The organism is Aeromonas sp. MR16 (assembly GCF_022549315.1).
GTDB lineage: Bacteria > Pseudomonadota > Gammaproteobacteria > Enterobacterales > Aeromonadaceae > Aeromonas > Aeromonas aquatica.
Genome location: NZ_JAKZFK010000014.1, coordinates 82,726 through 105,994 on the forward strand (window position 1 = coordinate 82,726; position 23,269 = coordinate 105,994).

The 23,269-nt window shown below is 59.7% G+C and carries 19 protein-coding genes; 14 read left to right on the forward strand and 5 right to left on the reverse strand.

Annotated elements, in window-relative coordinates; translation table 11 throughout:
- The first annotated feature begins 161 nt into the window (after positions 1–161).
- From MM194_RS12300 to glmU, 10 genes are all read left to right on the forward strand, one after another.
- Positions 162–572 (forward strand): ATP synthase subunit I, encoded by a 411-nt coding sequence (locus MM194_RS12300; RefSeq protein WP_033129665.1) that lies wholly within the window; start codon positions 162–164, stop codon positions 570–572.
- A gap of 8 nt (positions 573–580) precedes the next feature.
- Positions 581–1,360: a F0F1 ATP synthase subunit A gene (atpB, locus tag MM194_RS12305; RefSeq protein ID WP_033129664.1), complete on the forward strand. Its 780-nt coding sequence runs from the start codon at positions 581–583 to the stop codon at positions 1,358–1,360.
- Between the two features lie 61 nt (positions 1,361–1,421).
- Positions 1,422–1,661, forward strand: coding sequence for a F0F1 ATP synthase subunit C (atpE, locus tag MM194_RS12310; RefSeq protein ID WP_010672265.1), 240 nt, complete (start codon positions 1,422–1,424; stop codon positions 1,659–1,661).
- Between the two features lie 51 nt (positions 1,662–1,712).
- Entirely contained in the window at positions 1,713–2,183 is a 471-nt protein-coding gene (atpF, locus tag MM194_RS12315) for a F0F1 ATP synthase subunit B (protein WP_033129663.1), read from the forward strand.
- Positions 2,184–2,196: 13 nt separating this feature from the next.
- On the forward strand, positions 2,197–2,730 hold the full coding sequence (gene atpH / locus MM194_RS12320; RefSeq protein ID WP_033129662.1) for a F0F1 ATP synthase subunit delta: 534 nt from the start codon (positions 2,197–2,199) through the stop codon (positions 2,728–2,730).
- 15 nt (positions 2,731–2,745) lie between these two features.
- On the forward strand, positions 2,746–4,287 hold the full coding sequence (gene atpA, locus MM194_RS12325; RefSeq protein WP_033129661.1) for a F0F1 ATP synthase subunit alpha: 1,542 nt from the start codon (positions 2,746–2,748) through the stop codon (positions 4,285–4,287).
- 42 nt (positions 4,288–4,329) lie between these two features.
- Entirely contained in the window at positions 4,330–5,196 is an 867-nt protein-coding gene (gene atpG, locus MM194_RS12330) for a F0F1 ATP synthase subunit gamma (protein WP_033129660.1), read from the forward strand.
- A gap of 33 nt (positions 5,197–5,229) precedes the next feature.
- The gene (atpD, locus tag MM194_RS12335) at positions 5,230–6,618 is read left to right on the forward strand and encodes a F0F1 ATP synthase subunit beta (protein ID WP_033129659.1); all 1,389 of its coding nucleotides are present in this window, start codon (positions 5,230–5,232) and stop codon (positions 6,616–6,618) included.
- 18 nt (positions 6,619–6,636) lie between these two features.
- Entirely contained in the window at positions 6,637–7,065 is a 429-nt protein-coding gene (locus MM194_RS12340) for a F0F1 ATP synthase subunit epsilon (protein WP_033129658.1), read from the forward strand.
- A gap of 93 nt (positions 7,066–7,158) precedes the next feature.
- Entirely contained in the window at positions 7,159–8,517 is a 1,359-nt protein-coding gene (glmU, locus tag MM194_RS12345; RefSeq protein WP_241343708.1) for a bifunctional UDP-N-acetylglucosamine diphosphorylase/glucosamine-1-phosphate N-acetyltransferase GlmU, read from the forward strand.
- Between the two features lie 61 nt (positions 8,518–8,578).
- Here glmU and creD read toward each other — a convergent pair whose 3' ends face one another.
- The 4 genes from creD to blrA form a co-directional block, all read right to left on the reverse strand.
- Complete coding sequence (creD, locus tag MM194_RS12350) at positions 8,579–9,928, reverse strand: cell envelope integrity protein CreD (protein ID WP_241343709.1); 1,350 nt, start codon at positions 9,926–9,928, stop codon at positions 8,579–8,581.
- Between the two features lie 122 nt (positions 9,929–10,050).
- Positions 10,051–10,845 carry a class D beta-lactamase gene (gene blaOXA / locus MM194_RS12355; RefSeq protein ID WP_241343710.1) on the reverse strand — a complete coding sequence of 265 codons (795 nt, stop codon included), beginning with the start codon at positions 10,843–10,845 and terminating at the stop codon, positions 10,051–10,053.
- A gap of 100 nt (positions 10,846–10,945) precedes the next feature.
- Positions 10,946–12,367 (reverse strand): beta-lactam sensor histidine kinase BlrB, encoded by a 1,422-nt coding sequence (gene blrB, locus MM194_RS12360; protein ID WP_241343711.1) that lies wholly within the window; start codon positions 12,365–12,367, stop codon positions 10,946–10,948.
- Positions 12,368–12,446: 79 nt separating this feature from the next.
- On the reverse strand, positions 12,447–13,121 hold the full coding sequence (gene blrA / locus MM194_RS12365) for a beta-lactam response regulator transcription factor BlrA (RefSeq protein WP_241343712.1): 675 nt from the start codon (positions 13,119–13,121) through the stop codon (positions 12,447–12,449).
- A gap of 123 nt (positions 13,122–13,244) precedes the next feature.
- Here blrA and MM194_RS12370 point away from each other — a divergent pair, with 123 nt between their 5' ends.
- From MM194_RS12370 to MM194_RS12385, 4 genes are all read left to right on the forward strand, one after another.
- Positions 13,245–14,018: a DeoR family transcriptional regulator gene (locus MM194_RS12370; RefSeq protein ID WP_042641126.1), complete on the forward strand. Its 774-nt coding sequence runs from the start codon at positions 13,245–13,247 to the stop codon at positions 14,016–14,018.
- A gap of 50 nt (positions 14,019–14,068) precedes the next feature.
- Positions 14,069–15,901 (forward strand): glutamine--fructose-6-phosphate transaminase (isomerizing), encoded by a 1,833-nt coding sequence (gene glmS, locus MM194_RS12375; protein ID WP_042641128.1) that lies wholly within the window; start codon positions 14,069–14,071, stop codon positions 15,899–15,901.
- A 189-nt stretch (positions 15,902–16,090) separates the two neighbouring features.
- On the forward strand, positions 16,091–17,242 hold the full coding sequence (locus tag MM194_RS12380) for a two-component system response regulator (RefSeq protein ID WP_241343713.1): 1,152 nt from the start codon (positions 16,091–16,093) through the stop codon (positions 17,240–17,242).
- A gap of 21 nt (positions 17,243–17,263) precedes the next feature.
- Positions 17,264–21,649, forward strand: a complete 4,386-nt coding sequence (locus MM194_RS12385; protein ID WP_241343714.1) for a response regulator — start codon at positions 17,264–17,266, stop codon at positions 21,647–21,649.
- Positions 21,650–21,759: 110 nt separating this feature from the next.
- Here the strand turns inward: MM194_RS12385 and MM194_RS12390 are convergent, their stop codons facing one another.
- Complete coding sequence (locus MM194_RS12390) at positions 21,760–22,536, reverse strand: LuxR family transcriptional regulator (RefSeq protein WP_033129649.1); 777 nt, start codon at positions 22,534–22,536, stop codon at positions 21,760–21,762.
- Between the last annotated feature and the right edge of the window lie 733 nt (positions 22,537–23,269).

Sequence of the window (23,269 nt, forward strand, 5' to 3'; positions counted from 1 at the left end):
CCATTCCTTTCGATATGAACATAACCTTAATTTCGCGCGGAAAGCCGCAAAAATTAAGGATTTTTGCCATATTGCAATAGCCGTCTCCACGGGTATAATTTGACCGGCTTTTCGAGCTGTGAACCTGGGGTCTTCGGATCCCGATTTTTTACAGTTCTGTAATGTTCAGGGGTAGGTTGGTGAAACAGAAAGTAGCCTTGGAAGGTTTGATGCTAGCCTTGGCTATGCTCGTTTGTCAGCTCATCCTGATCCTGGCGATCAGTACCGTCTGGTTTTATCAGTCGGGAGCGTTTGCCGGACGTTCTTCCCTCTATGGGGGGGGAATGTACTGGGTTCCTCAAGCCCTGTTCACACTCTGGGTTCTGCGCCGCAAGGTGACGAAAGAGAGCGTGGGTCTGGTTTTGCGGGACTTTTATGGTGGGGCAGGGATTAAGCTCATTACTACAACAGGACTCTTCGCCCTGATGTTTGGCTCCGGGATCGAGGTCAACACCGTCTCGTTCTTCGCCACTTATATCCTCGCCCTCGTTGTACAGTGGATAGTTTCATTCACGCTTAACAACCACTATTAGGAAAACTCATGTCTGCAACCGGAGAAGTCCTGACTCCTCAGGGATATATCTCCCACCACCTGACCCACCTGCAAGTCGGGTCCGGGTTCTGGACGGTCAATATCGATTCCATGATATTTTCCGTCTTGCTAGGCGCCCTGTTTATCTGGTCGTTCCGCCGCGTAGCCGTCAAGGCAACCAGCGGTGTGCCCGGTAAGCTGCAGTGCTTTGTGGAGATGCTGGTCGAGTTTGTGAATGGTAACGTCAAGGACATCTTCCATGGTCGGAACCCGGTCATCGCACCGTTGGGACTGACAGTGTTTGTCTGGATCTTCCTGATGAACTTCATGGATCTGATCCCCGTTGACTTTATCCCTCACGCTGCACAGTTGATGGGTGTTCCCTATCTGCGTGTGGTTCCCTCTGCTGACGTTAACATCACCATGTCCATGGCTTTGGGCGTGTTCTTCTTGATCCTGTATTACAGCATCAAGGTCAAGGGTATCAGCGGATTCGTGAAGGAGCTGACGCTTCAGCCTTTCAATCACCCCGCTGCCATCCCGGTTAACTTCATCCTTGAAACCGTCACGTTGATTTCCAAGCCTGTTTCGTTGGGTCTGCGACTGTTCGGCAACATGTATGCTGGCGAACTGATCTTTATCCTGATTGCGGGTTTGTTACCCTGGTGGTCACAGTGGATCCTGTCCGTGCCTTGGGCAATTTTCCACATCCTGATCATCACTTTGCAGGCGTTTATCTTCATGGTTCTGACCATCGTCTATCTGTCGATGGCACAAGAAGACCATTGATGATGCAACTCAAATAATCGTTCTTATACAATCAATTACATCTAAATAAATGGAGATCCTCATGGAAAACTTGAACATGGACCTGCTGTACATCGCTGCTGCAATGATGATGGGTCTGGCGGCTATCGGCGCCTCCATCGGTATCGGTATCCTGGGTGGTAAGTTCCTGGAAGGTGCTGCTCGTCAACCGGATCTGATCCCTGTGCTGCGTACCCAGTTCTTCATCGTGATGGGTCTGGTAGATGCGATCCCGATGATCGCCGTTGGTCTGGGTCTGTATGTGATGTTTGCGGTTGCCTAAGTCGTTTCGACTCACGCAGAACCCATTAACTAACTTAAGAGGACATCGGCTGTGAATATCAACGCCACCCTCCTCGGCCAAGCAATTGCTTTTTTCATCTTCGTAGTGTTTTGCATGAAGTACGTATGGCCGCCGTTGATCGCTGCCATCGAAGCCCGTCAGAAAGAAATTGCTGATGGTCTCTCTTCTGCCGAACGTGCCAAGAAAGATCTGGATTTGGCCAAGGCCAACGCCACCGATCAGCTGAAAGAAGCCAAGCTTCAGGCTGCTGAAATCGTCGATCAGGCCAACAAACGCAAGGCCCAGATCATTGATGAAGCCGCTGTCGGAGCTCAAGCAGAGCGGGAAAAAATCCTGGCTCAGGGCCGTGCAGAGATCGAAGCTGAACGTCATCGTGCCAAAGAAGAACTGCGCAAGCAGGTTGCTGCTCTTGCCATCGCGGGTGCAGAGAAGATCCTGGCACGCCAAATCGACCAGGCTGCCAACAGCGACATCGTCGACAAACTGGTAGCAGAACTGTAACGGGAACGGGGCTATGTCTGAACTGACTACAATCGCTCGCCCCTACGCCAAGGCTGCTTTCGAGTTTGCCGTTGAGCACAAGGCGGTTGACCAATGGCTGGGGATGCTCGGCTTCGCTGCACAAGTAGCGGAGAACGAGACCATCCACAACCTGGTGAACGGCTCCGTGGCTGCCGAAGAACTCGCAAATCTGTTTGTGGGTGTCTGCGGTGAGCAACTCGACGAGCATGGTCAGAACCTGATCCGGGTGATGGCCGAGAATGGTCGCTTGGGTGTGCTGCCGGCAGTCGTTGCTGAATTTGTATCGCTCAAAGCTGAACTGGACAAAGAAGTTCAGGCTGACGTGATTTCGGCGATCGAACTGACCGACCAGCAGAAAGCCAAACTTCAGGCTTCTCTGGAACAACGTCTCGCGCGCAAAGTGAAGCTGAAGTGCAGCATCGATGCGTCCTTGATGGCCGGGGTGCTCATCAAGGCCGGTGATCTGGTTATCGACGGCACAGTCCGCGGTAAGCTGGATCGCATGGCCGATGCGCTGCAATCTTGATTGGGGTATTAGAGCATGCAACTGAATTCCACTGAAATCGCCGAGCTTATCAAGCAGCGCATCGCGCAGTTTGATGTCAAGAGCGAAGCGCGTAACGAAGGTACCATCGTCTCTGTGAGCGACGGTATCATTCGTATCCACGGCCTGGCCGATGCCATGCAGGGTGAGATGATCGAGCTGCCGGGCAACCGCTTCGCTCTGGCATTGAACCTGGAGCGTGACTCCGTTGGTGCCGTAGTAATGGGTCCCTATGCCAACCTGGCGGAAGGGATGAAAGTAAAAGGTACCGGCCGTATTCTGGAAGTGCCGGTCGGTCGTGGTCTGTTGGGCCGGGTGGTCAACACCCTGGGTCAGCCGATCGACGGTAAGGGTCCGGTAGACAACGACGGCTACTCGCCGATCGAAGTCATTGCCCCGGGCGTTATCGAGCGTAAGTCTGTTGACCAGCCAGTCCAGACCGGTCTGAAAGCCATCGATGCCATGATCCCTATCGGTCGTGGCCAGCGTGAGCTGATCATCGGTGACCGTCAGGTAGGTAAGACCGCCATCGCGATCGATACCATCATCAACCAGAAAGACTCCGGCATTAAGTGTGTCTACGTTGCGATTGGCCAGAAGGCCTCCACCATCGCCAACGTGGTGCGCAAGCTGGAAGAGCACGGCGCCCTGGCCAACACCATCGTCGTCGTTGCCTCTGCGTCCGAAGCCGCTGCCCTGCAGTACCTGGCACCTTATGCCGGTTGCTCCATGGGTGAGTACTTCCGTGACCGCGGTGAAGATGCGCTGATCATCTATGATGACCTGTCCAAACAGGCCGTAGCTTATCGCCAGATCTCCCTGCTGCTGCGCCGTCCGCCAGGACGCGAAGCTTACCCGGGCGACGTCTTCTATCTGCACTCCCGTCTGTTGGAGCGTGCTTCCCGCGTCAACGTCGAGTACGTCGAGAAGTTCACCAAGGGTGCCGTGACTGGCCAGACCGGTTCTTTGACCGCGCTGCCGATCATCGAAACCCAGGCTGGTGACGTTTCTGCGTTCGTTCCTACCAACGTGATCTCCATCACCGATGGCCAGATCTTCCTGACCACTCAGCTGTTCAACTCCGGTATTCGTCCGGCGGTTGACCCGGGTATCTCCGTATCCCGTGTGGGCGGTGCTGCTCAGACCAAGATCGTCAAGAAGCTGTCCGGTGGTATCCGTACCGCGCTGGCCCAGTATCGTGAGCTGGCGGCGTTTGCCCAGTTCTCTTCCGATCTGGACGATGCGACTCGCAAGCAGCTGGATCACGGTCAGAAAGTGACCGAGCTGATGAAGCAGAAGCAGTACTCTCCGATGAGCGTGGCTCACCAGGCTCTGGTGCTGTTCGCCGCCGAGAAGGGTTATCTCGCCGATGTCGAAATCGCCAAGATCGTCGACTTCGAGGCCTCTCTGCTCTCTTACGCCAATACCCAGCACGGTCCGCTGATGGCTGAAATCAATGCCTCGGCTGACTACAACGACGCTGTCGTTGGCAAGCTGACTGCGTTGCTGGATGACTTCAAGGCAACCCAGACCTGGTAAGCGTGTGTGGCAGCGCAAGCTGCCACCTGATGGAGAGAAGAGATGGCCGGCGCAAAAGAGATACGTAACAAGATCGGGAGTGTGAAAAACACTCAGAAGATCACCAGCGCTATGGAAATGGTGGCAGCCAGCAAGATGCGCCGTGCGCAGGAACGCATGTCTGCCAGCCGTCCGTACGCTGAAACCATGCGCAAGGTGATCGGCCATATCGCTCAGGGGAACTTGGAATACAAGCACCCCTACCTCATCGAACGTGAGGTCAAGCGAGTGGGTTACATCGTCGTCTCCACCGACCGTGGCCTGTGTGGGGGTCTGAACATCAACTTGTTCAAGGCTGCCCTCAACGATATGAAGAAATGGAGCGAGCAAGGTGCCAAGGTTGACATGGCACTGATCGGTAGCAAGGCCTCCAACTTCTTCGAACGGCACGGCGCCAAGGTGAAAGCCCATGTCTCAGGACTGGGTGATAACCCGAGCGTCAATGACCTGATTGGTTCAGTCAAGGTCATGCTGAAGGCTTACGACAACGGTGAGATTGATAGACTGTATCTGGTGTACAACAAGTTCGTTAACACCATGGTTCAGCAACCGAAGGTCGATCAACTGCTGCCTTTGCCCGTAACAGAAGACAGCAAGCTGAACAAGAAGAACCACTGGGATTACCTCTATGAGCCTGATCCCAAGCAACTGCTGGATGCCCTGCTGATTCGCTATGTCGAATCCCAGGTGTATCAGGGTGTGGTAGAAAACTTGGCCAGTGAACAGGCAGCCCGAATGGTTGCCATGCAAGCCGCGACTGACAACGCCGGTAACCTGATTAACGATCTGCAACTGGTGTACAACAAGGCCCGTCAGGCCAGTATTACCCAGGAACTGACAGAGATCGTGTCCGGTGCTGCTGCGGTGTAAGGCAAGGGTTATCAAAGGTTTAGAGGATTTGACATGAGTAATGGTTTCATCGTCCAAATCATCGGCGCCGTGGTGGACATCGAGTTCCCGCAGGATGCCGTGCCCCAGGTGTACGATGCACTGAAAGTGATCAGCGAAGGCCAAGGCCAGGGTCTGGTACTGGAAGTTCAGCAACAGATCGGCGGCGGCGTCGTTCGCTGCATCACCATGGGTTCCTCCGACGGTCTGCGTCGTGGGTTGGAAGTAGTTAACAGCGGCAAGGCCATCCAGGTACCGGTTGGTACCTCGACCCTGGGTCGTATCATGAACGTACTGGGCGAGCCTATCGATGAGAAAGGCCCGATCGGCGAGGAAGAGCGTTGGTCCATCCACCGCGAAGCCCCCAGCTACGAAGATCAGTCCAACAGCGCCGAGCTGCTGGAGACCGGCATCAAGGTTATCGACCTGGTATGTCCGTTCGCCAAGGGTGGTAAGGTCGGTCTGTTCGGTGGTGCCGGTGTCGGCAAGACCGTCAACATGATGGAACTGATCCGTAACATCGCGATCGAACACAGCGGTTACTCCGTGTTCGCCGGTGTGGGTGAGCGTACCCGTGAGGGTAACGACTTCTACCACGAGATGATGGAGTCCAACGTACTGGACAAAGTATCTCTGGTTTACGGTCAGATGAACGAGCCGCCCGGAAACCGTCTGCGCGTCGCGTTGACCGGCCTGACCATGGCCGAGAAGTTCCGTGACGAGGGTCGTGACGTGTTGTTCTTCGTGGATAACATCTACCGTTACACCCTGGCCGGTACCGAAGTATCCGCGCTGCTGGGCCGTATGCCGTCCGCAGTAGGTTACCAGCCGACCCTGGCCGAGGAGATGGGTGTTCTGCAAGAACGTATCACCTCCACCAAGACTGGTTCCATCACTTCAGTCCAGGCCGTTTACGTGCCTGCGGATGACTTGACCGACCCGTCTCCGGCGACCACCTTCGCCCACCTGGATGCGACCATCGTTCTGTCCCGTCAGATCGCGGCCCTGGGTATCTACCCGGCCGTTGACCCGCTGGACTCCACCTCCCGTCAGCTGGATCCGCTGGTGGTAGGCAAGGAGCACTACGAGACCGCTCGTGGTGTACAGATCGTGCTGCAGCGCTACAAAGAGCTGAAGGACATCATCGCCATCCTGGGTATGGATGAACTGTCAGAAGAAGACAAACTGACCGTATCCCGTGCCCGTAAGATCGAGCGTTTCCTGTCCCAGCCGTTCTTCGTGGCCGAAGTATTTACCGGTTCTTCCGGCAAATACGTGCCGCTGAAAGAGACCATTCGTGGTTTCCAGGGCATCCTGAAAGGCGAGTACGACGATCTGCCAGAGCAGGCGTTTTACATGGTTGGCAGCATCGACGAAGTCGTCGAGAAAGCCAAGAAACTGTAAGCCTCGATAGGAGGGCCTATGGCTGAGATGATCTCATTTCACCTGGACGTGGTGAGCGCCGAAGGGAAACTGTTTTCCGGTCGCGTACAATCCGCTCAGGTAACAGGCTCCGAGGGTGAGCTGGGTCTTCGCCACGGTCATGCTCCGCTGCTGACTGCCATCAAGCCGGGCCTGGTCCGCTTGATCAAGCAAAATGGTAGCGAAGAGGTGTTGTACATCTCCGGCGGCATGCTGGAAGTGCAACCCGAGTCCGTGACCGTGCTGGCCGATACCGCCATTCGTGCCGAAGACTTGGATGAGGCGAAAGCCCAGGAAGCCAAGCGTCGTGCCGAAGAGCGGATCCACAGCTCCCATGGTGATATCGACTATGCGCAGGCATCTGCCGAGCTGTCCAAAGCGATGGCCCAGCTGCGGGTTATCGATATCGTCAAAAAGAATTACCGTTAATCTCGGTGATGCAAAAAGCGACCTTCGGGTCGCTTTTTTTTTATCCGTTGGATAGACTCCGCCGAGCATTTCCTCATGTTTCAAAGGCTGGCTATGTCTCTCAACGTCGTGATCCTGGCTGCGGGTAAAGGTACTCGTATGCGCTCCTCCTTGCCAAAAGTACTGCACCCCGTCGCCAACAAGCCCATGGTCTCCCATGTCATCGAGACGGCGCGCCAGATCGGTGCCGGGCAGTTGCATCTGGTCTATGGCCACGGCGCCGAATTGCTGAAGGAGCGGATCGCCGCCCCGGATCTGAACTGGGTGCTGCAGGCGCAGCAGCTGGGGACCGGTCATGCGGTCGCCCAGGCCATTCCGTTCTGGCAGGACGAAGACGACGTACTGGTGCTGTACGGCGATACCCCGCTGATCCAGCCGGAGACCCTGCAACGGCTGCTGGCCGCCAAGGCTGCGGGTGGCATGGCGCTGCTGACCGTGGTGCTGGACAACCCGACCGGTTATGGCCGCATCGTGCGGGCGAACGGTCAGGTGATCGGCATCGTCGAGCAGAAGGATGCCAATACCGAGCAGCTCACCATCCGCGAGGTGAACACCGGCGTGCTGGTGGCCAAGGGGGCGCAGCTGCGCAGCTGGCTGTCCCGCCTGGACAACAAGAATGCCCAGGGCGAGTTCTACCTCACCGATGTGATCGCCATGGCCCACGGCGACGGCTGCCCCATCGCCGCCGTCCACCCGGACGGCGCCATGGAGGTGGAAGGAGCCAACAACCGGGTCCAGCTGGCCCAGCTCGAGCGCAGCTATCAGAAGATGCAGGCCGAGAAGTTGATGATCGCCGGTGTTACCCTGATCGATCCGGCCCGCTTCGATCTGCGCGGCACGCTGGAAATCGGTGAAGAGGTGGTGATCGACGCCAACGTCATCATCGAGGGCAAGGTCAAGCTCGGCAACCATGTGCGCATCGGCGCCGGCGCCGTGCTGAAAGATTGCGAGATAGGCGATCACAGCGAGGTGAAGCCCTACTCCGTTATCGAAGGTGCCCAGGTCGCCGATCAATGCTCGGTCGGTCCTTTCGCACGCCTGCGCCCCGGCGCCGTGCTGGAGCAGGATGCCCACGTCGGCAACTTCGTCGAGATGAAGAAGGCACGGCTCGGGGTTGGCTCCAAATGCGGACACTTGACCTATCTGGGGGATGCGGAGGTCGGCGCCAGGGTGAACATAGGTGCCGGTACCATTACTTGTAATTATGATGGGGTGAACAAGTTCCAGACCATCATAGAGGATGACGTCTTCGTCGGCTCCGATACCCAGCTGGTGGCGCCGGTGCGCATCGGCAAGGGCGCGACCCTGGGGGCGGGTTCCACCATCACCAAGGATGTGGCCGAGCACGAGCTGGTCATCACCCGGGTACCCCAGCGTCACATCAAGCACTGGGCCCGCCCGGTGAAGAAGTGATGCCCGATCAATGAAATGAAACCGGCGCCCAAGGGCGCCGGTTTTGTTTTTGGCTTGCCGGCTATGACTCGCGCGGGGAGGAGGACGTGGCCATCACCCGATACCAGTCCAGCTTGCGGGTCAGCATCATGACCAGCGCCAGTATGGCAAACAGCAGCAGGGCGCCGAGCAGCAGGGCTATCTCTTCTGCCTGCAGTAATCCGAACAATATGCTGTATACCAGCCCGAGCAGAGCCGCGAAGCCAAGGCCCTGACGCGGCCCGCCCAGCACGTGGCTGAGGTAGAAGCCGTTGAGCGACACGCTGGCGAGGCTGGCGACCAGGTAAGCCCAGCCAAAGCCCAGGTGCTCGGTCAGCGCCAGCAGCACCAGATAGAAGATGGCCAGCCCCATGCCCACCAGGGCGTACTGGATTGGGTGCACCCGCAGCCCCTTGAGCAGCTCGAACATGAAGAAACTGAGGAAGGTGAGGCCGATGAACAGCAGGGCATACTTGGCGGCCCGCTCGTTCAGCTGATAGTGATCCACCGGCTGCACCAGGCTGACGCTGAAACTCGGCAGTTTGGCACCCACCCCCTTCATCAGGCGAGTGAAGCGGGTCTCCATGTCGGTGGCGAACCAACTGGTCTGCCAGTTGGCCTCGAACCCCTGCTCGCCCAGGGTGCGGTTGCCCGGCAGGAAGTCGCCGATGAAGTTGGGGTGGGGCCAGTTACCGCTCAGATGCAACTTGCTGTCCTGACCGAGGGGGACCACTTCCAGCGCGTTCATCCCCTGCAGGTTCAGCTCGATGTGAAAGCGGCCATCCTCGCCGGGCAAGGCATCGAGTGGCGCGTGGATGCCGGCCATCCCATCTCCCAACAGGGCGCTGGGCGCGAAGGGGATACGCGCCTCCCCCAGCCGCAGCTCGGGCACGCTGTTGATGCCGCGGGCATCGGACAGCACCAGGCTGAGGTAGGGCTTGCCCGGGACAAGGGCGGGATCCGCGCCGTCAAAGCTCAGATCAGGGTTGCCGGCCACCAGCACCTTGTCGGCCAGGTTGGTCGGCAGACGTCCGGAGAGGGAGAGGCGAGTCTGGTACACCTGAGCCTGATAGATGCCGAGCTTGCGCGGGGTGACCTCCATGCTGGCCCGCACATCCAGCTGATCCGGCAGCAGGTAGCGATAGACCCGCTCCTCGCGCACGAAACGCTTGCCGTCCTGCTCCACGGTGACGGCTCGGGTATAGGGTTGCACCAGCACCGGCCCCAGCAAGTGCTGCGGACCGCTGCTGCTGTCCATGATGCTGTGGATGGCCTGACTGCGGTAAGCCTGGCGTTCCCGGTTCAGCTCCATGATGGAGTGAACGGGGATCATCAGCAGCAGGCTGAGCAGCAGTAGCAGGACGATCTTGTGGGTGAGTATCTGTTTGACCATGACGCATCTCCTTGTTGATGAGAGCGACTGTGCCGGGTCCGGGTGAAGAGGGAATGAGGCCCTGTGAAGTCAGGGTGAAGGGAATAAAAAAACCGGCGCTGGGCGCCGGTTGAGGGAAGGGGTTACAGCTTCTTCAGCTGGGCCGGCAGGGCGGCGAATACCTCTTCCTTGGCTCTGAGCGAGGCAAACTGTTTGCCCGGCTTCTGGATGACGGTGTGGACGAAGATGAGCTTCTTGTCCTGCTTGCTGGCCCAGCCGACGAACCAGCCGATCTGCTGCTCCCGGTTGAGGCTGCCATCCAGCAGTTTGGGATAGCCCATGCCAGTCTTGCCGTGGATCTGCCAGCCATCGATGTCCGGTTGGCGCAGTATGGCGCTGGTGTGGTTCAGGGTCTGGGCTGAGACCGGCAGCTTGCCGCTCACCAGCTTGCCGAGGAAGCGGGCCTGCTCCTGCGGGCTGATGGCGAGGCTGGAGCTGAGCCAGGCCTGGGTCAGACCGTCGTGCTTGCCCGGGTTGCCCGCGAGATCCCGGTTGCCGTAGTCGAAGCGGTCGACGTATTGCTGGAGGCGAGCCATCCCCAGCCACTCGGTGAGGCGCTGGGAGTACCAAATCACCGAGTAGGTCATCCAGCGGCTCGGGGTGGTGGTCTCCCGCCACTCCGGCAGGAAGTCGGCGTCGCCGGGCTTGAACGGCAGGGCTGGCAGCTGTTCATCCACCAGGAAGCCGCTGTCATAGCCCATCAGCGCCAGCGGGATCTTGAAGGTGGAGGCGGGTGGCAGCTGGGCGGCGCAATCCCCCTCGGTGGAAATCGGTTTGCCGCTGCCATCGGCAAACAGCAGGCAGCCGGAGGCTGCGCTGGCGGGCAATGAACAGAGCAGGCCGGCGGCGAGCAGGCCGGACAGCAGGATGCGGGGCATGAATATCTCCTTGATTCATCTGAATGCGCGTCTATGCCCCTGGTGGGGCAAGCTCTCGAGGAGGCACAGCCTAGCTGCGCTCTGTGTGCTCGGTGTGAAGTCAGCCGGCCGGCAGCCACAACTCGGCCAGTACCCCGCCTTCCGGCAGGTTGCCCAGGGTCAGTTGGCCGCCGTGCTGGCGGGCCACCTCGGCGGCAAAGCTGAGCCCCAGACCGCTGCTCTTGCCCTTGTCGGGCCTGGGCAGGGAGTAGAAACGCTCGAAGATCCGTGGCAGCGCATAGTCCGGGATGCCGGGCCCCTGATCCCGCACCAGGAAGCAGTAGCCGTCGGCGCTCATCTCGCCGCTCAACCAGACTCGGCCCCCCAGGGGGGAGAAGTCGAGGGCATTATCCAGCAGGTTGCCGAGGGCCTGCTCCACCAGCAGGGGATCCCATTTCTGTTTGGGGGCCTCGGTGAGTTCGCCTTCGAGGCTGATCTGGCGGCGTGCGGCGACTATCTGGCGAGCATCCAGGGTTCGCCTGCCCAGCCTGGCGGGCGCGATGGCCTGTCTGTCCAGCCCCTGACCCGATTCGAGGCGCGCGAGCTGCAGCATGCGCTCTATCAGTTGCTGCATGCGGGCCGTTTCCTGGTTGATATTGCCGATAAAGCGCCTGGCAACCTCTGGCGGCGGTGTCTCATCCAGCAGTTCACCGGCCCCGCGAATGGCGGCAAGCGGGCTTTTGAGCTCGTGGGTCAGGCTGTGGACATAGGATTCGATGTAGGACTTGCCATCGAGCTGGCGGCGCATGGTCTCCAGGGAGCGGCCGAGCCGGTCCAGCTCCGGGCTATGGAGTCTGGGCAGGGGCGCGGGCTTATCCTGACTGACCGCATCGGCATAGTGCACCAGCTTGCCGATGGCGCGGGTGAGCCACCACACCAGCAGGGCGCCGATCAGCAGCGAGAGACCCAGCAGCAGCGCGGCCCCTTGCAGCAACTGGCGTTCGCTGCGCTCTATCATGGGCAGCAGGGTGCGATTGGGTTTGGCGACGGTAAGGGATCCCAGGATCTCATCCCCCTCCCGCAGCGGCGCGGCCACGTGCATCACCGAGCTGGTGGGATCGTCCGGGTCACTGCGAGTGCTGCGGGCGCCGTATTCACCGCGCAGGGTGCGGTAAACATCGTTCCAGCGTGAATAGTCCTTGCCGAGATCCTGGCCGCTGGAGTCATAGACCACCTTGCCCTGGGCATCGACCACATAGATGCGGTACTCGGCTTGTTGTTTGAGGTGGCCGTCGATCAGGGCGTTAAGCGGAGTCTGGTTGAGGCGATCGAAAGCGCTGGCTAGCCGGCCATCCACCATCTTGCCTTCCTGCAGATCGTCCAGCGCCAGCGGGGCCAGCAGCTGGGCCATGTCGACCAGGGTGTCCTCGGTGGCGCTGCGCACCCCGGGTTTTATCTCCTCGACGAAGATCTCCAGCACGAACCAGGCGGCCAGCGCGAAGATCAGCACCAGCCCGCACAGCAGTTGCAGCCCTATTCTCATGCCCACACCCGGCTGCACAGCTGTTGCCGTTCTCTTGTCATGTGAGCCTCAGTCCACGCAGCCGTTGCAATCCCGCTTCTCATGCCAACTCCAGGCTGTAGCCCAGCCCGCGATGGGTCAGGATCAGATTTGCTTCCGAGTCCCTCTCCCGCAGCTTGGCGCGCAGGGTCTTGATGTGGGTATCCACGGTGCGATCCAGGCTCTCCTCGGCCCCGCTCCACACCAGATCCATCAGCTGCTGGCGGGAGTAGACCCTACCCGGCGCCTGCATCAGGGTCTTGAGCAGCAGGTACTCGTAGCGAGTGAGGGCCAGCGCCTGGCCGTGGAAGCAGATACGGGCCCGCTCCTCGTCCAGCACCAGCGGCTGGCTGGTGGCCTGAGCGACCGGCTGGCTACGGCGCAGTATCACCCGCACCCTGGCGCACACCTCCCGCGGCGAGAACGGCTTGGCCACGTAGTCGTCGGCCCCAATCTCCAGCCCGATCAGCCTGTCTATCTCCTCGCTGCGGGCGGTGAGGAACATCAGCGGTGTGTCGCAGCGGGCTCGTACCTGCTTGCACAGTTCGAAACCGCTGATGTCAGGCAGCCCCACATCCAGGATCAGAAAATCGGGTCGCGTCTGTTCCAGTCGCACCAGCAACGGCTGACCGAGAGGGAACCACTCCACCTCGAAACCGTCGGTTTGCAGCGCATAGATCAGGGTGTCGGCGATGCTGGCCTCATCTTCCACCAGCCAGATGACTCGTTTTTGCATGGCGTCCTCGTTGCAAATCAGCCTGTCCATTCTGGCATCGAACCAAATCGGATCCTATTTGCGGTTTTATTTTTCCAAAAAAGACGCTAACATTTCGACATTATTTCGAATCGAAACTTTAAGATGACCAAGCGAAACACTCAGCAGCGTCGCCACACCATAGTGACCCTGGTACAGGAACAGGGGGAAGTGAGCGTCGATACCCTCGCCAAATACTTCTCCACCTCGGAAGTAACCATCCGCAAGGATCTGGCCGTGCTGGAGACCGGTGGTCTGCTGCTGCGTCGTTACGGTGGTGCTGTGCCCCTGCCGAGCGAGATGGTGGCGGACAGCAACCTCGAACAAGTTTCGAACCGAAAGCTGGCCATCGCCCGTGCCGCCGCCGAGCGCATCCGCGATCATAACCGCGTCATCATCGACAGCGGCAGCACCACCAGCGCCATGATCCCCATGCTGGGCAGCAAGCGTGGCCTCATCGTGATGACCAACTCCCTCAACGTGGCCGGCGCCCTGCGCGAGCTGGAGAACGAGCCCACCCTGCTGATGACCGGCGGCACCTGGGATCCCCACTCCGAATCCTTCCAGGGCCAGGTGGCGGAGCAGGTGCTGCGCTCCTACGACTTCGACCAGCTGTTCATCGGTGCCGACGGCATAGACCCGGAGCGAGGCACCACCACCTTCAACGAGCTGGTGGGCCTGTCCAGGGTGATGGCCGAGGTGTCCCGCGAGGTCATCGTCATGGTCGAGTCGGAGAAGATAGGCCGCAAGATCCCCAATCTGGAGCTGCCCTGGGCACAGATCCATACCCTGGTCACCGACGCCGGCCTGGCCGACGAGACCCGGCAACTACTCGAATCCAAAGGGGTGACGCTGATCTGCGCCCCCCTCGCAGGCTGAATCTCGCCTGCTCATCCCATTGTTAACAGTTCAAGTTCAAGGAGAAGTCTATGTGTGGCATCGTCGGGGCCGTGGCCCAACGTGATGTGGCTGAAATTCTGGTGGAAGGCCTGCGCCGTCTCGAGTACCGCGGTTATGACTCCGCCGGGGTGGCCGTGTTCAGCGCCAACCAGCCGCTGCAGCGGGTGCGTCGTCTGGGCAAGGTGGCCGAACTGGCCAAGGCGCTGGAAGAGCAGTCCGTCCACGGCGGCACCGGCATCGCCCACACCCGCTGGGCCACTCACGGCGAGCCGTCCGAGCGCAATGCCCACCCCCACATCTCCGAACATATCGTGGTGGTGCACAACGGCATCATCGAGAACCACGAAGAGCTGCGCAGCAGGTTGCAGGGCATGGGCTACGAGTTCAGCTCCGACACCGACACCGAGGTGATCGCCCACCTGGTACACCACGAGCTGAAATCCGCCCCCAGCCTGCTGGCCGCCATGCAGGTGGCGGTGAAGCAGCTGCGTGGCGCCTACGGCACTGTGGTGATGGACAGCCGCGACGACAGCCGCGTGGTGGTGGCCCGCTCCGGCTCTCCGCTGGTGATTGGCCGCGGCATCGGCGAGAACTTCATCGCCTCCGATCAGATGGCCCTGCTGCCAGTGACCCGTCGCTTCATCTTCCTGGAAGAGGGGGACGTGGCCGAGGTGACCCGCCGCGACGTCCATGTGTTCGACACCAACGGCGACGCCGTGGTGCGCGAGGAGCTGGAGTCTGAGCTGTCCCACGATGCCGGTGACAAGGGCGAATATCGCCACTACATGCTCAAAGAGATCTACGAGCAGCCCAAGGCCATCACCAACACCCTGGAAGGGCGTCTTGGCAACGATCACGTGATCGTCGAGTCGTTCGGCAACGGCGCCCGCGCCATCTTCGACAAGGTCGAGCACGTCCAGATCGTCGCCTGTGGCACCTCCTACAACTCCGGCATGGTGGCGCGCTACTGGTTCGAGGAGATCGCCGGTGTCTCCTGCGACGTGGAGATCGCCTCCGAGTTCCGCTATCGCAAGTCCGTGGTACGCCCCAACAGCCTGCTGGTGACCCTGTCCCAGAGCGGCGAGACCGCCGATACCCTGGCCGCCCTGCGTCTGGCCAAGGAGTCCGGCTACATGAGCTCGCTTGCCATCTGCAACGTGCCGGGCTCTTCCCTGGTACGTGAATCGGATCTCGCCTTCATGACCCGGGCCGGTGCCGAGATCGGCGTCGCCTCCACCAAGGCCTTCACCACCCAGCTGGCCGGCCTGCTGATGCTGGTGGCCTCCGTCGGTCACTGCCGTGGCAACCTGAGTGCCGCCGCCGAGGCCGAGCTGGTCAAGGCGCTGCAAGCGCTGCCGCTGCGCATCAAGGAGAGCCTGGCGCTGGCCAAGCAGATCGAGACCCTGGCCGAAGAGTTTGCCGACAAGCACCACAGCCTGTTCCTCGGCCGTGGCAGCCAGTACCCTATCGCCATGGAGGGGGCGCTCAAGCTGAAGGAGATCTCCTACATCCACGCCGAAGCCTATGCCGCCGGTGAGCTCAAGCATGGCCCGCTGGCGCTGATCGATGCCGAGATGCCCATCATAGTGGTGGCGCCGAACAACGATCTGCTGGAGAAGCTCAAGTCCAACGTGGAAGAGGTGCGTGCCCGCGGCGGTATCCTTTATGTGTTCGCCGATGCGGATGCCGGCTTCAAGAGCGACGAGACCATGCGGGTGATGAGCCTGAACCACGTGGAAGAGATGATAGCCCCCATCGTTTACACTGTGCCGTTGCAGCTGCTCTCCTACCACGTCGCCCTGATCAAGGGCACCGACGTGGATCAGCCGCGCAACCTGGCTAAATCCGTCACCGTGGAATAGACCCCGGGTTCACGGCGCCGTCCGCCCCGGGAGATCCCGCCTGAAAACCGGCGCACCATGCCAGTGGTGCGCCGGTTTTTTATTGCTCAACTTATTGAAAGCAGGCAGTTTATATCAAAGTTAAGCTTCCTCTAGATCGAGTGGCTTATGGCAATGGTCACTCATTATTGAACTGGAGCAGGAAGCACCATGAATCATCCTCAAGACTTCCATCAGTCAGCAACCGTGCTGGTGGTGGACGATACCCCGGACAACCTGATGCTGATGGCCGCCTTGCTCAAGGACAAGTACAGGGTCAAGGTTGCCAACAGCGGTGAGAAGGCGCTACGCATCCTGCAGGGGGATCCTCTGCCTGAGCTGATACTGCTCGACATCATGATGCCGGGACTCTCCGGCCATCAGGTGGCCGAGCGGCTCCTGCAAGAGCCGCGAACCCGCGATATTCCCATCATTTTCCTCACCGCCATGACCGCCGTGGAGAGCGAGATCCAGGGACTGGCGCTCGGCGCCGTGGATTACATCACCAAGCCCATCAGCCCGCCCCGGGTGCTGGCCCGGGTTGATACCCAACTGAAGATCAAGGCTGCCGCCGATTTCCTGCGGGATCAGAACGACTTTCTCGAGCAGGAGGTCCAGCGCCGCACCCGCGAGGTGATGGCCATCCAGGACGTGACCATCCAGGCCATGGCCTCCCTGGCGGAGACCCGTGACAACGAGACCGGCAATCATATTCGCCGCACCCAGCACTACGTCAAACTGCTGGCCGAGCGGCTGTGGGATCACCCCCGTTTTCGTCACTTCCTCGACGACGACACCATCGGGCTGCTGTTCAAATCGGCCCCCCTGCACGACATCGGCAAGGTCGGCATTCCGGATCACATCCTGCTGAAACCCGGTCGATTAACGGTGGAAGAGTTCGAGATCATGATGACCCACACCACCCTGGGGCGTGATGCCATCCAGCGGGCCGAGGATCAGCTCGGCATCTCGGTGGACTTTTTGCGTCTGGCCAAGGAGATTGCCTACAGCCATCAGGAGAAGTGGGACGGCAGCGGCTACCCGCAGGGTCTGGCCGGAGATGCCATTCCCATCAGCGCCCGGCTGATGGCGGTGGCGGATGTCTATGATGCGCTGATCAGTCGCCGGGTGTACAAGCCAGGCATGTCTCACCAGGAAGCGGTGGAGATCATCCGCCAGGGGGGGGGCCGGCACTTCGATCCGGACGTCTGCGATGCCTTTCTGTCTGCCCACGAGCAATTCCGGGCTATCGCCGAGCGTTTTAGCGACAGCGAGCAGGATATGACCAATCTGCTGGCGACCAAGCATAGCCCAACCCCCTGAGCCAGGAACAAGGAGCCCATGATGAGAGTGCTTGCCCTGCTTGAGCGGCTCGCGCTGCGACACAAGCTGATACTGGGGTTTGCCGTGTTGCTGGTGCTTGCGCTGGCACTTGGGGTGCAGAGCCTGCGTGTCCAGACCAAACTGACCCGGGATCTGGATCATCTCTACAGCAAGGATCTGGTGGGTGCCCTCCACCTACAGGAGGCGCGGGTACAGTTGCCGCATATCGTACAGGCGCTCCACAAGGCCGTCGGTACCGATGATGAAGACATCAGGCGCGAGGCCATCAAGCAGCTGCATGACGCCCAGTTGCGCCTGCGCGAGGAGCTGGCTCTGACCCAGCCGACACTCTGGCGTACCGAAAACCTGATCAATGCCTCCGAACTCAAACTACAGCTCGAACGTCACCAACAGCTCGGCGACAGAGCCTTGCAACTGGCTGCTCAGGGCCATCAGGATCAGGCGCAGGCGCTGCTCAACGGCGATGAGTTCGAGCAGCTGGATTTTCGCGCCGACAGCATGCTGACGCAGATTGCAAAGATCAAACAGGAGGCTCTGCGGGATCTGGTCATGCAAATCAGCGATTATGCCAAGCGCAGCAGCGTGCTCACCTCCATCCTGCTGCTGGGAGGCCTGGCGCTGGCGCTGATGCTGGCCTGGTTGGTCAGCAAATCGATCAACAATCCGCTCGATCGAGTACGCCATGCGGTGGACCTGCTGGCGGCCGGGCAGCTGGATCAACCCATACCCCATGTCGATATGTCCAACGAGACTGGCGACTTGGCGCGGGCCATCGCCACTTTGCAGCTCGAGGCACGCCAGCTCGAGCTGCAGCGCAAGGTCAAGTCCCATGTCTCTTTGCTGCAGGTCGATCTGCAGCAGGCAGAGACTCCGCAGGAGTTGGCGCAAGTCTTCTTTGCTCACATGGCCCCATCACTTGGCATCTGCCAGGGGGGGCTCTACAGCCTGCATCAAGGCTCAAGCAGCCTGCAACTGTTGGGGGGTTATGCCAATGATCCCGCGCATCCGCTGGCAGTGACGGTTGCTCTCGGTGAGGGGCTGCTCGGTCAGTGCGCGATCGATCGTCGGCCGCGTCAGCTGGAGGGGTTGGCCGAGTCATTCTGGCATGTGCGTTCCCAGTTGGGGGGGGCTCCGGCCAGCCACCTGCTGGTGCAACCCGTGATGCGTGGCGATCGACTGCTCGGTGTAATGGAGTTGGCCGGTTTCCATCCCCTTGGGGAGACTGAGGCTCTCTTATTGCAGGAGGTGTTGCCCAGGCTGGCTGGTGCCATGGCCATCATGGAACGCAGCGAGGCCGCCCTGACTCTGTTACAGGAGACCCGGCGCCAGGCCGACGAGATGGGGGCACAAACCCTGCAACTGGAGCGTCAGGCGGTAGAACTGGAGGTGCAGCAATCTGCGTTGCGGGCCACCGAGGCATGGTATCGCGGCATTATAGAGGCGGCGCCAGACGGCATGCTGGTGATCGGTGCCGATGGCCGCATCCTGCTCACCAATCCGCAGCTGGACAAGCTGTTCGGCTATGCCAGCGGCGAGCTGATCGGTCAATCCATCGAGTGTCTGGTACCGGAGAGCGGCCGTGGCGCCCATGTGGCGCGGCGTGATGACTTCATCACTCACGGCAGCACTCGCCAGATGGGGGCGAGCATCGAAGATCTGCAAGGGGTGCGCAAGGATGGCGGCCTGTTCTCCGTGGAGATCGGCTTGTCCCACCTGCCCACTCTGGCCGGGCGTGGCACCTGTGTCTGTGCCTCGGTGCGGGATGTCAGTGAGCGCCGGGCGTTGGGGGCCAGGTTGCGCACGGCCAGTGAGCGCCTGACGCTGGCGCAGGAGGCTGGCGGCATAGGTCTGTTCGACATGGATCTCGTGACCGGCCATGGCTACTGGACACCCCAGCTGGAAAATATGTTCGGGCTGGAGCCGGGTGGCTTCGGCGGCACGCTGGATCACTGGAAGGCGCTGCTGCACCCCGATGATGCGACGCCTGCCGGCGACGCCTTCGAAATGGCGATCGCAAACGGCGATGACCGACTCGAGATCGATTTTCGTATCCTGCGTCAACGGGATGGTGCGGTGCGCACCTTCAAGTCCCTGTGTCGTTTTACTCGCACCCCGGAAGGAACGCCGCTGCGGGCAACCGGGGTCAATATCGACGTCACGGCGCTGACCGAGGCACGCGCGGTCGCGGAGGAGGCGACCCAGGCCAAGAGCGCCTTCCTCGCCAATATGAGCCACGAGATCCGTACCCCGATGAACGCCATCATCGGCATGAGCCATCTGGCGTTGGGTACAGAGCTGGATCGTCGCCAGCGCAACTACATCGAAAAGGTGCATCGCTCGGCGGAGAACCTGCTCGGCATCATCAACGACATTCTCGATTTCTCGAAGATCGAGGCCGGCAAGATGGATCTGGAGCAGATCCCCTTCCATTTGGAGGATGTGCTGGACAATTTTGCCAACATGATTGGCCTGCGTGCCGAAGACAAGGGTCTTGAACTGTTGTTCAACCCCGCCATCGATCTGCCTACCGCACTGGTGGGGGATCCGCTGCGGCTGGGGCAGGTACTGATCAACCTGGGCAATAATGCCGTGAAGTTCACCGAGCGCGGCGAGATAGTAGTAGGTGCCGAGTTGCTCGGCGATGATGGCGCTGGATTGGAGCTGCACTTCTGGGTGCGTGATACCGGTATTGGCATGAGCATCGAACAATGCGAAGGGATATTCCGGTCCTTTAGTCAGGGTGACAGCTCCATCACCCGCAAATACGGTGGCACCGGATTGGGTCTCTCCATCTCCAAACGCCTGATCGAGTTGATGGGGGGGCGCATCTGGGTAGAAAGCGTGCCTGGGCAGGGCTCCACCTTCCATTTTACGGCCATCCTTGGACGCCAGGACGAGCTGTTGCCACGGCGCATGTTCACCCAGGACGAGCTGCGCGGTGTGCGGGCGCTGGTGGTCGACGACAATGCCAGCGCCCGCGAGATCCTATCTGGCATGGCCAGCAGCTTTGGGGTCGAGGTGGACGTGGCCGACGGTGGTCGCATGGCCCTGGCAATGCTGGTGGAAGCCGAGCACAAGCACTTGCCCTATGACCTGGTATTGATGGACTGGCGCATGCCGGGCATGGACGGAGTTGAGACGGTGCGGCAGATACATGGGGCCAACCTGGCCCGCACACCGTCGGTGATCATGGTCACAGCCTTCGGCCGTGAGGAGGTGCGTGAGCAGGCAGAGTTGCACGGTGTCGTGTTGCCCATGGTGCTGACCAAGCCGGTGACACCATCCACCTTGCTGGAGGCGTTGGGGGGGGCGCTCGGTAGGACGCCTCAGCTTGATACCCGCCTGGCTGAACGCAGCGAGCAGAGCGCCAGCACCACGGCCAGCCTGCGTGGTGCTCGCCTGCTGCTGGTGGAGGACAACGAGCTGAACCGTGAGCTGGTGAACGAGCTGTTGCAGGGGGTGGGTATAGAGTTGCATCAGGCGTTTGATGGTCAGCAGGCGCTCGACTTGTTGGAGCGTGACGCCGACTTCGACGGCGTATTGATGGATTGCCAGATGCCGGTGATGGACGGCTACACCGCGACCCAGCTGATCCGCCAGCAGCCACGTTTCGCGGCGTTGCCGGTGATCGCCATGACGGCCAACGCTATCAGCGGGGATCGTGAGCGAGTACTGGCTTGCGGCATGAACGACCACATCGCCAAGCCAATCAATGTGGATACCATGTTTGCCACTCTGGCCAAGTGGATCAGGCCGCGGGCGCGCGTACCGGCGAAAGTGGTAGAGGTTGAGCACCAAGCGGACATCATCTTGCCTGCAGAGCTTGATGGCATCGATCAGGCCGCCGGATTGGCCACCTGTCAGGGGCATACCGATCTCTATCTGCGGTTGTTGCACAAATTCCTTACCGCCTATCGAGGTTTTACCGAGCAGTTCGAGGTCGCACTTGCCGACACAGATCCTGTGGCGGCGGCTCGGCTCGCACACAGCCTGAAGGGAACGGCTGGCAATATCGGCGCCTTCGGGATAACACAAGCGGCAGCTGAACTGGAACGGCTCTGCCAGACAGGAGCGGCGGATGACCTGGTCCAGGCCAGTCTGGCCGAGGTTGAGTTAAGACTGGGGCCGGTGCTCGATGCTCTGGCCTGTCTGGGAGAGGAGCAGCCTGCGCCGAAACCGCGGACACAGGAGTCCGATCCCTACCTTCAGCCACGATTGGCCCGACTTGGCCGTTTGCTGGCCGAGAGTGACAGCGAGGCGGTCGAGGCGCTGCTTGAGCTGCGAGCCCTTGCCTTGGCACCCGCACTGGCCGAGCGTCTGGCTCGGGTAGCTCAACAGGTGGATCGCTATGATTTCGACGCCGCCCTGGCCCTGCTGGAGGGCTGAACAGGACACGCAGGATAAATTGGAATGATTGCTATCCTAGGGTGATATGACCTAGCCACAGAATGGAAAAGAGCCGCATCGCGGCTCTTTTTGCTTTTCCATCGGCCTGTCTAGGACAGACGCAGATTGGTGATGGTCACATCATCCAGGGAGGGCACTATGATGCCGCTGGAGATGCTCTTGGCGATCGCCTGGTTGCGGTTCTTGGAGTCCGTCTTGTTGGTGACCTGGTTGAGGTGGAAGTTCACCGTGCGTTCGCTGATGCCGAGTATGGTGGCGATCTCCCAGGAGGTTTTGCCCTCGCTGGCCCAGAACAGGCACTCTTTCTCCCGATCCGACAGCTCGGCCAGGTGCTTCATCAGGTCCGGTCTGCTCTTTATCAGCTGCAGCGCCGAGTTGAAGATGTAGCTGGCGCAAAATGACAGCAAGGGAACGTTTTCAAACATCAGGTCAGAACTGGATTTTTCCTTGCTGATAAAGGAAAGGATGCCGTGCTCTCCTTGCGGGGTATGCAGCGGGAAGGAGACGCCATTTCTCACCCCGAAGTCGGCCGCCAGGTTCATCACCTCCCGACTGGCGCTGGGCAACCAGGGGGAATCGCAGTCGAGTTTGTTCCAGAAGATGGGCTGGGTCTGCTTAAGGCCCAGAAAAACCACTGGATCCTGAGTCAGGTAGTGCCGCTCCGAATAGGCTTCAAACCAGCTGGTTGGGCAATTGTTAAATAATGCTACGTGGGATTTTTGCATGCTGATGGGAAAAATAATCAGCAAACGGAAGTAATCAAACCCCATCTGATGACTGAAGCGCTCCAGTTGTTGCTGGATATCGCTGGTCTTCTTGGCCTTGGTGAACCGATCAATGTGTTCCCAGATCGCATCGTTAAACATGTCACTCTCCTTTTCCGACCTCTATCATCCTGATCGAAAAGACATTTTTTAGTTATTTAATATGGTGTTGTGACAACCAACGCCCGTAACTCCCGTGTTTGTCTAAAAATTATCCTGTTTTTTCGGCAGAAGGCCAAGAAAATCATCTGATTGTCTCTGTCACGATACGTTGATGCCGCAAGAGTAATTGTCATGATCCAGTCTGTGTGCAGTGGAATGGCCTTGGAGGCCGGTCCCGTTACCACTGGCCGTTCACTTCTTTCTTTATGAAAGCAGGCATTTTGGTCGCCCCCGCTCTGAATGACGGCAAATCCTTTCAACAACATCATAGAGAAAGCAGTGGATGCGGCCGCCTGGCCAAGACAGGGTTGCAGAATGCACAACTGCAACTGCTCGCCAGGCAGTACGGTTATCCCAAGGGCCGCCGAGCTGCTGTTGCAGCAAAGCCAGGTGGACTAGGCCATGAGTCACCTAGCAGCCATAGAGCGAGCAGGACAACAGAGACAAGGTTATGCTGGTGCAAGCGCGCCCTCATCATAAGGAGCAGCATGCACAGGTGTTGGAATCGGTCTTTGAACTGCAAAGGTACAGGCGTAACCATATATCCAGACCCAGAGTGAGAGCTTGGGTGAAAAAGCGGCGTTGAATAGAAGGGAAGCCGGTGTTTCATACACTTCAGCCTGCTTTTTCAGCAAACAGGACTTTTTTCACAAAAAGCCCTTGTCATCGCGCT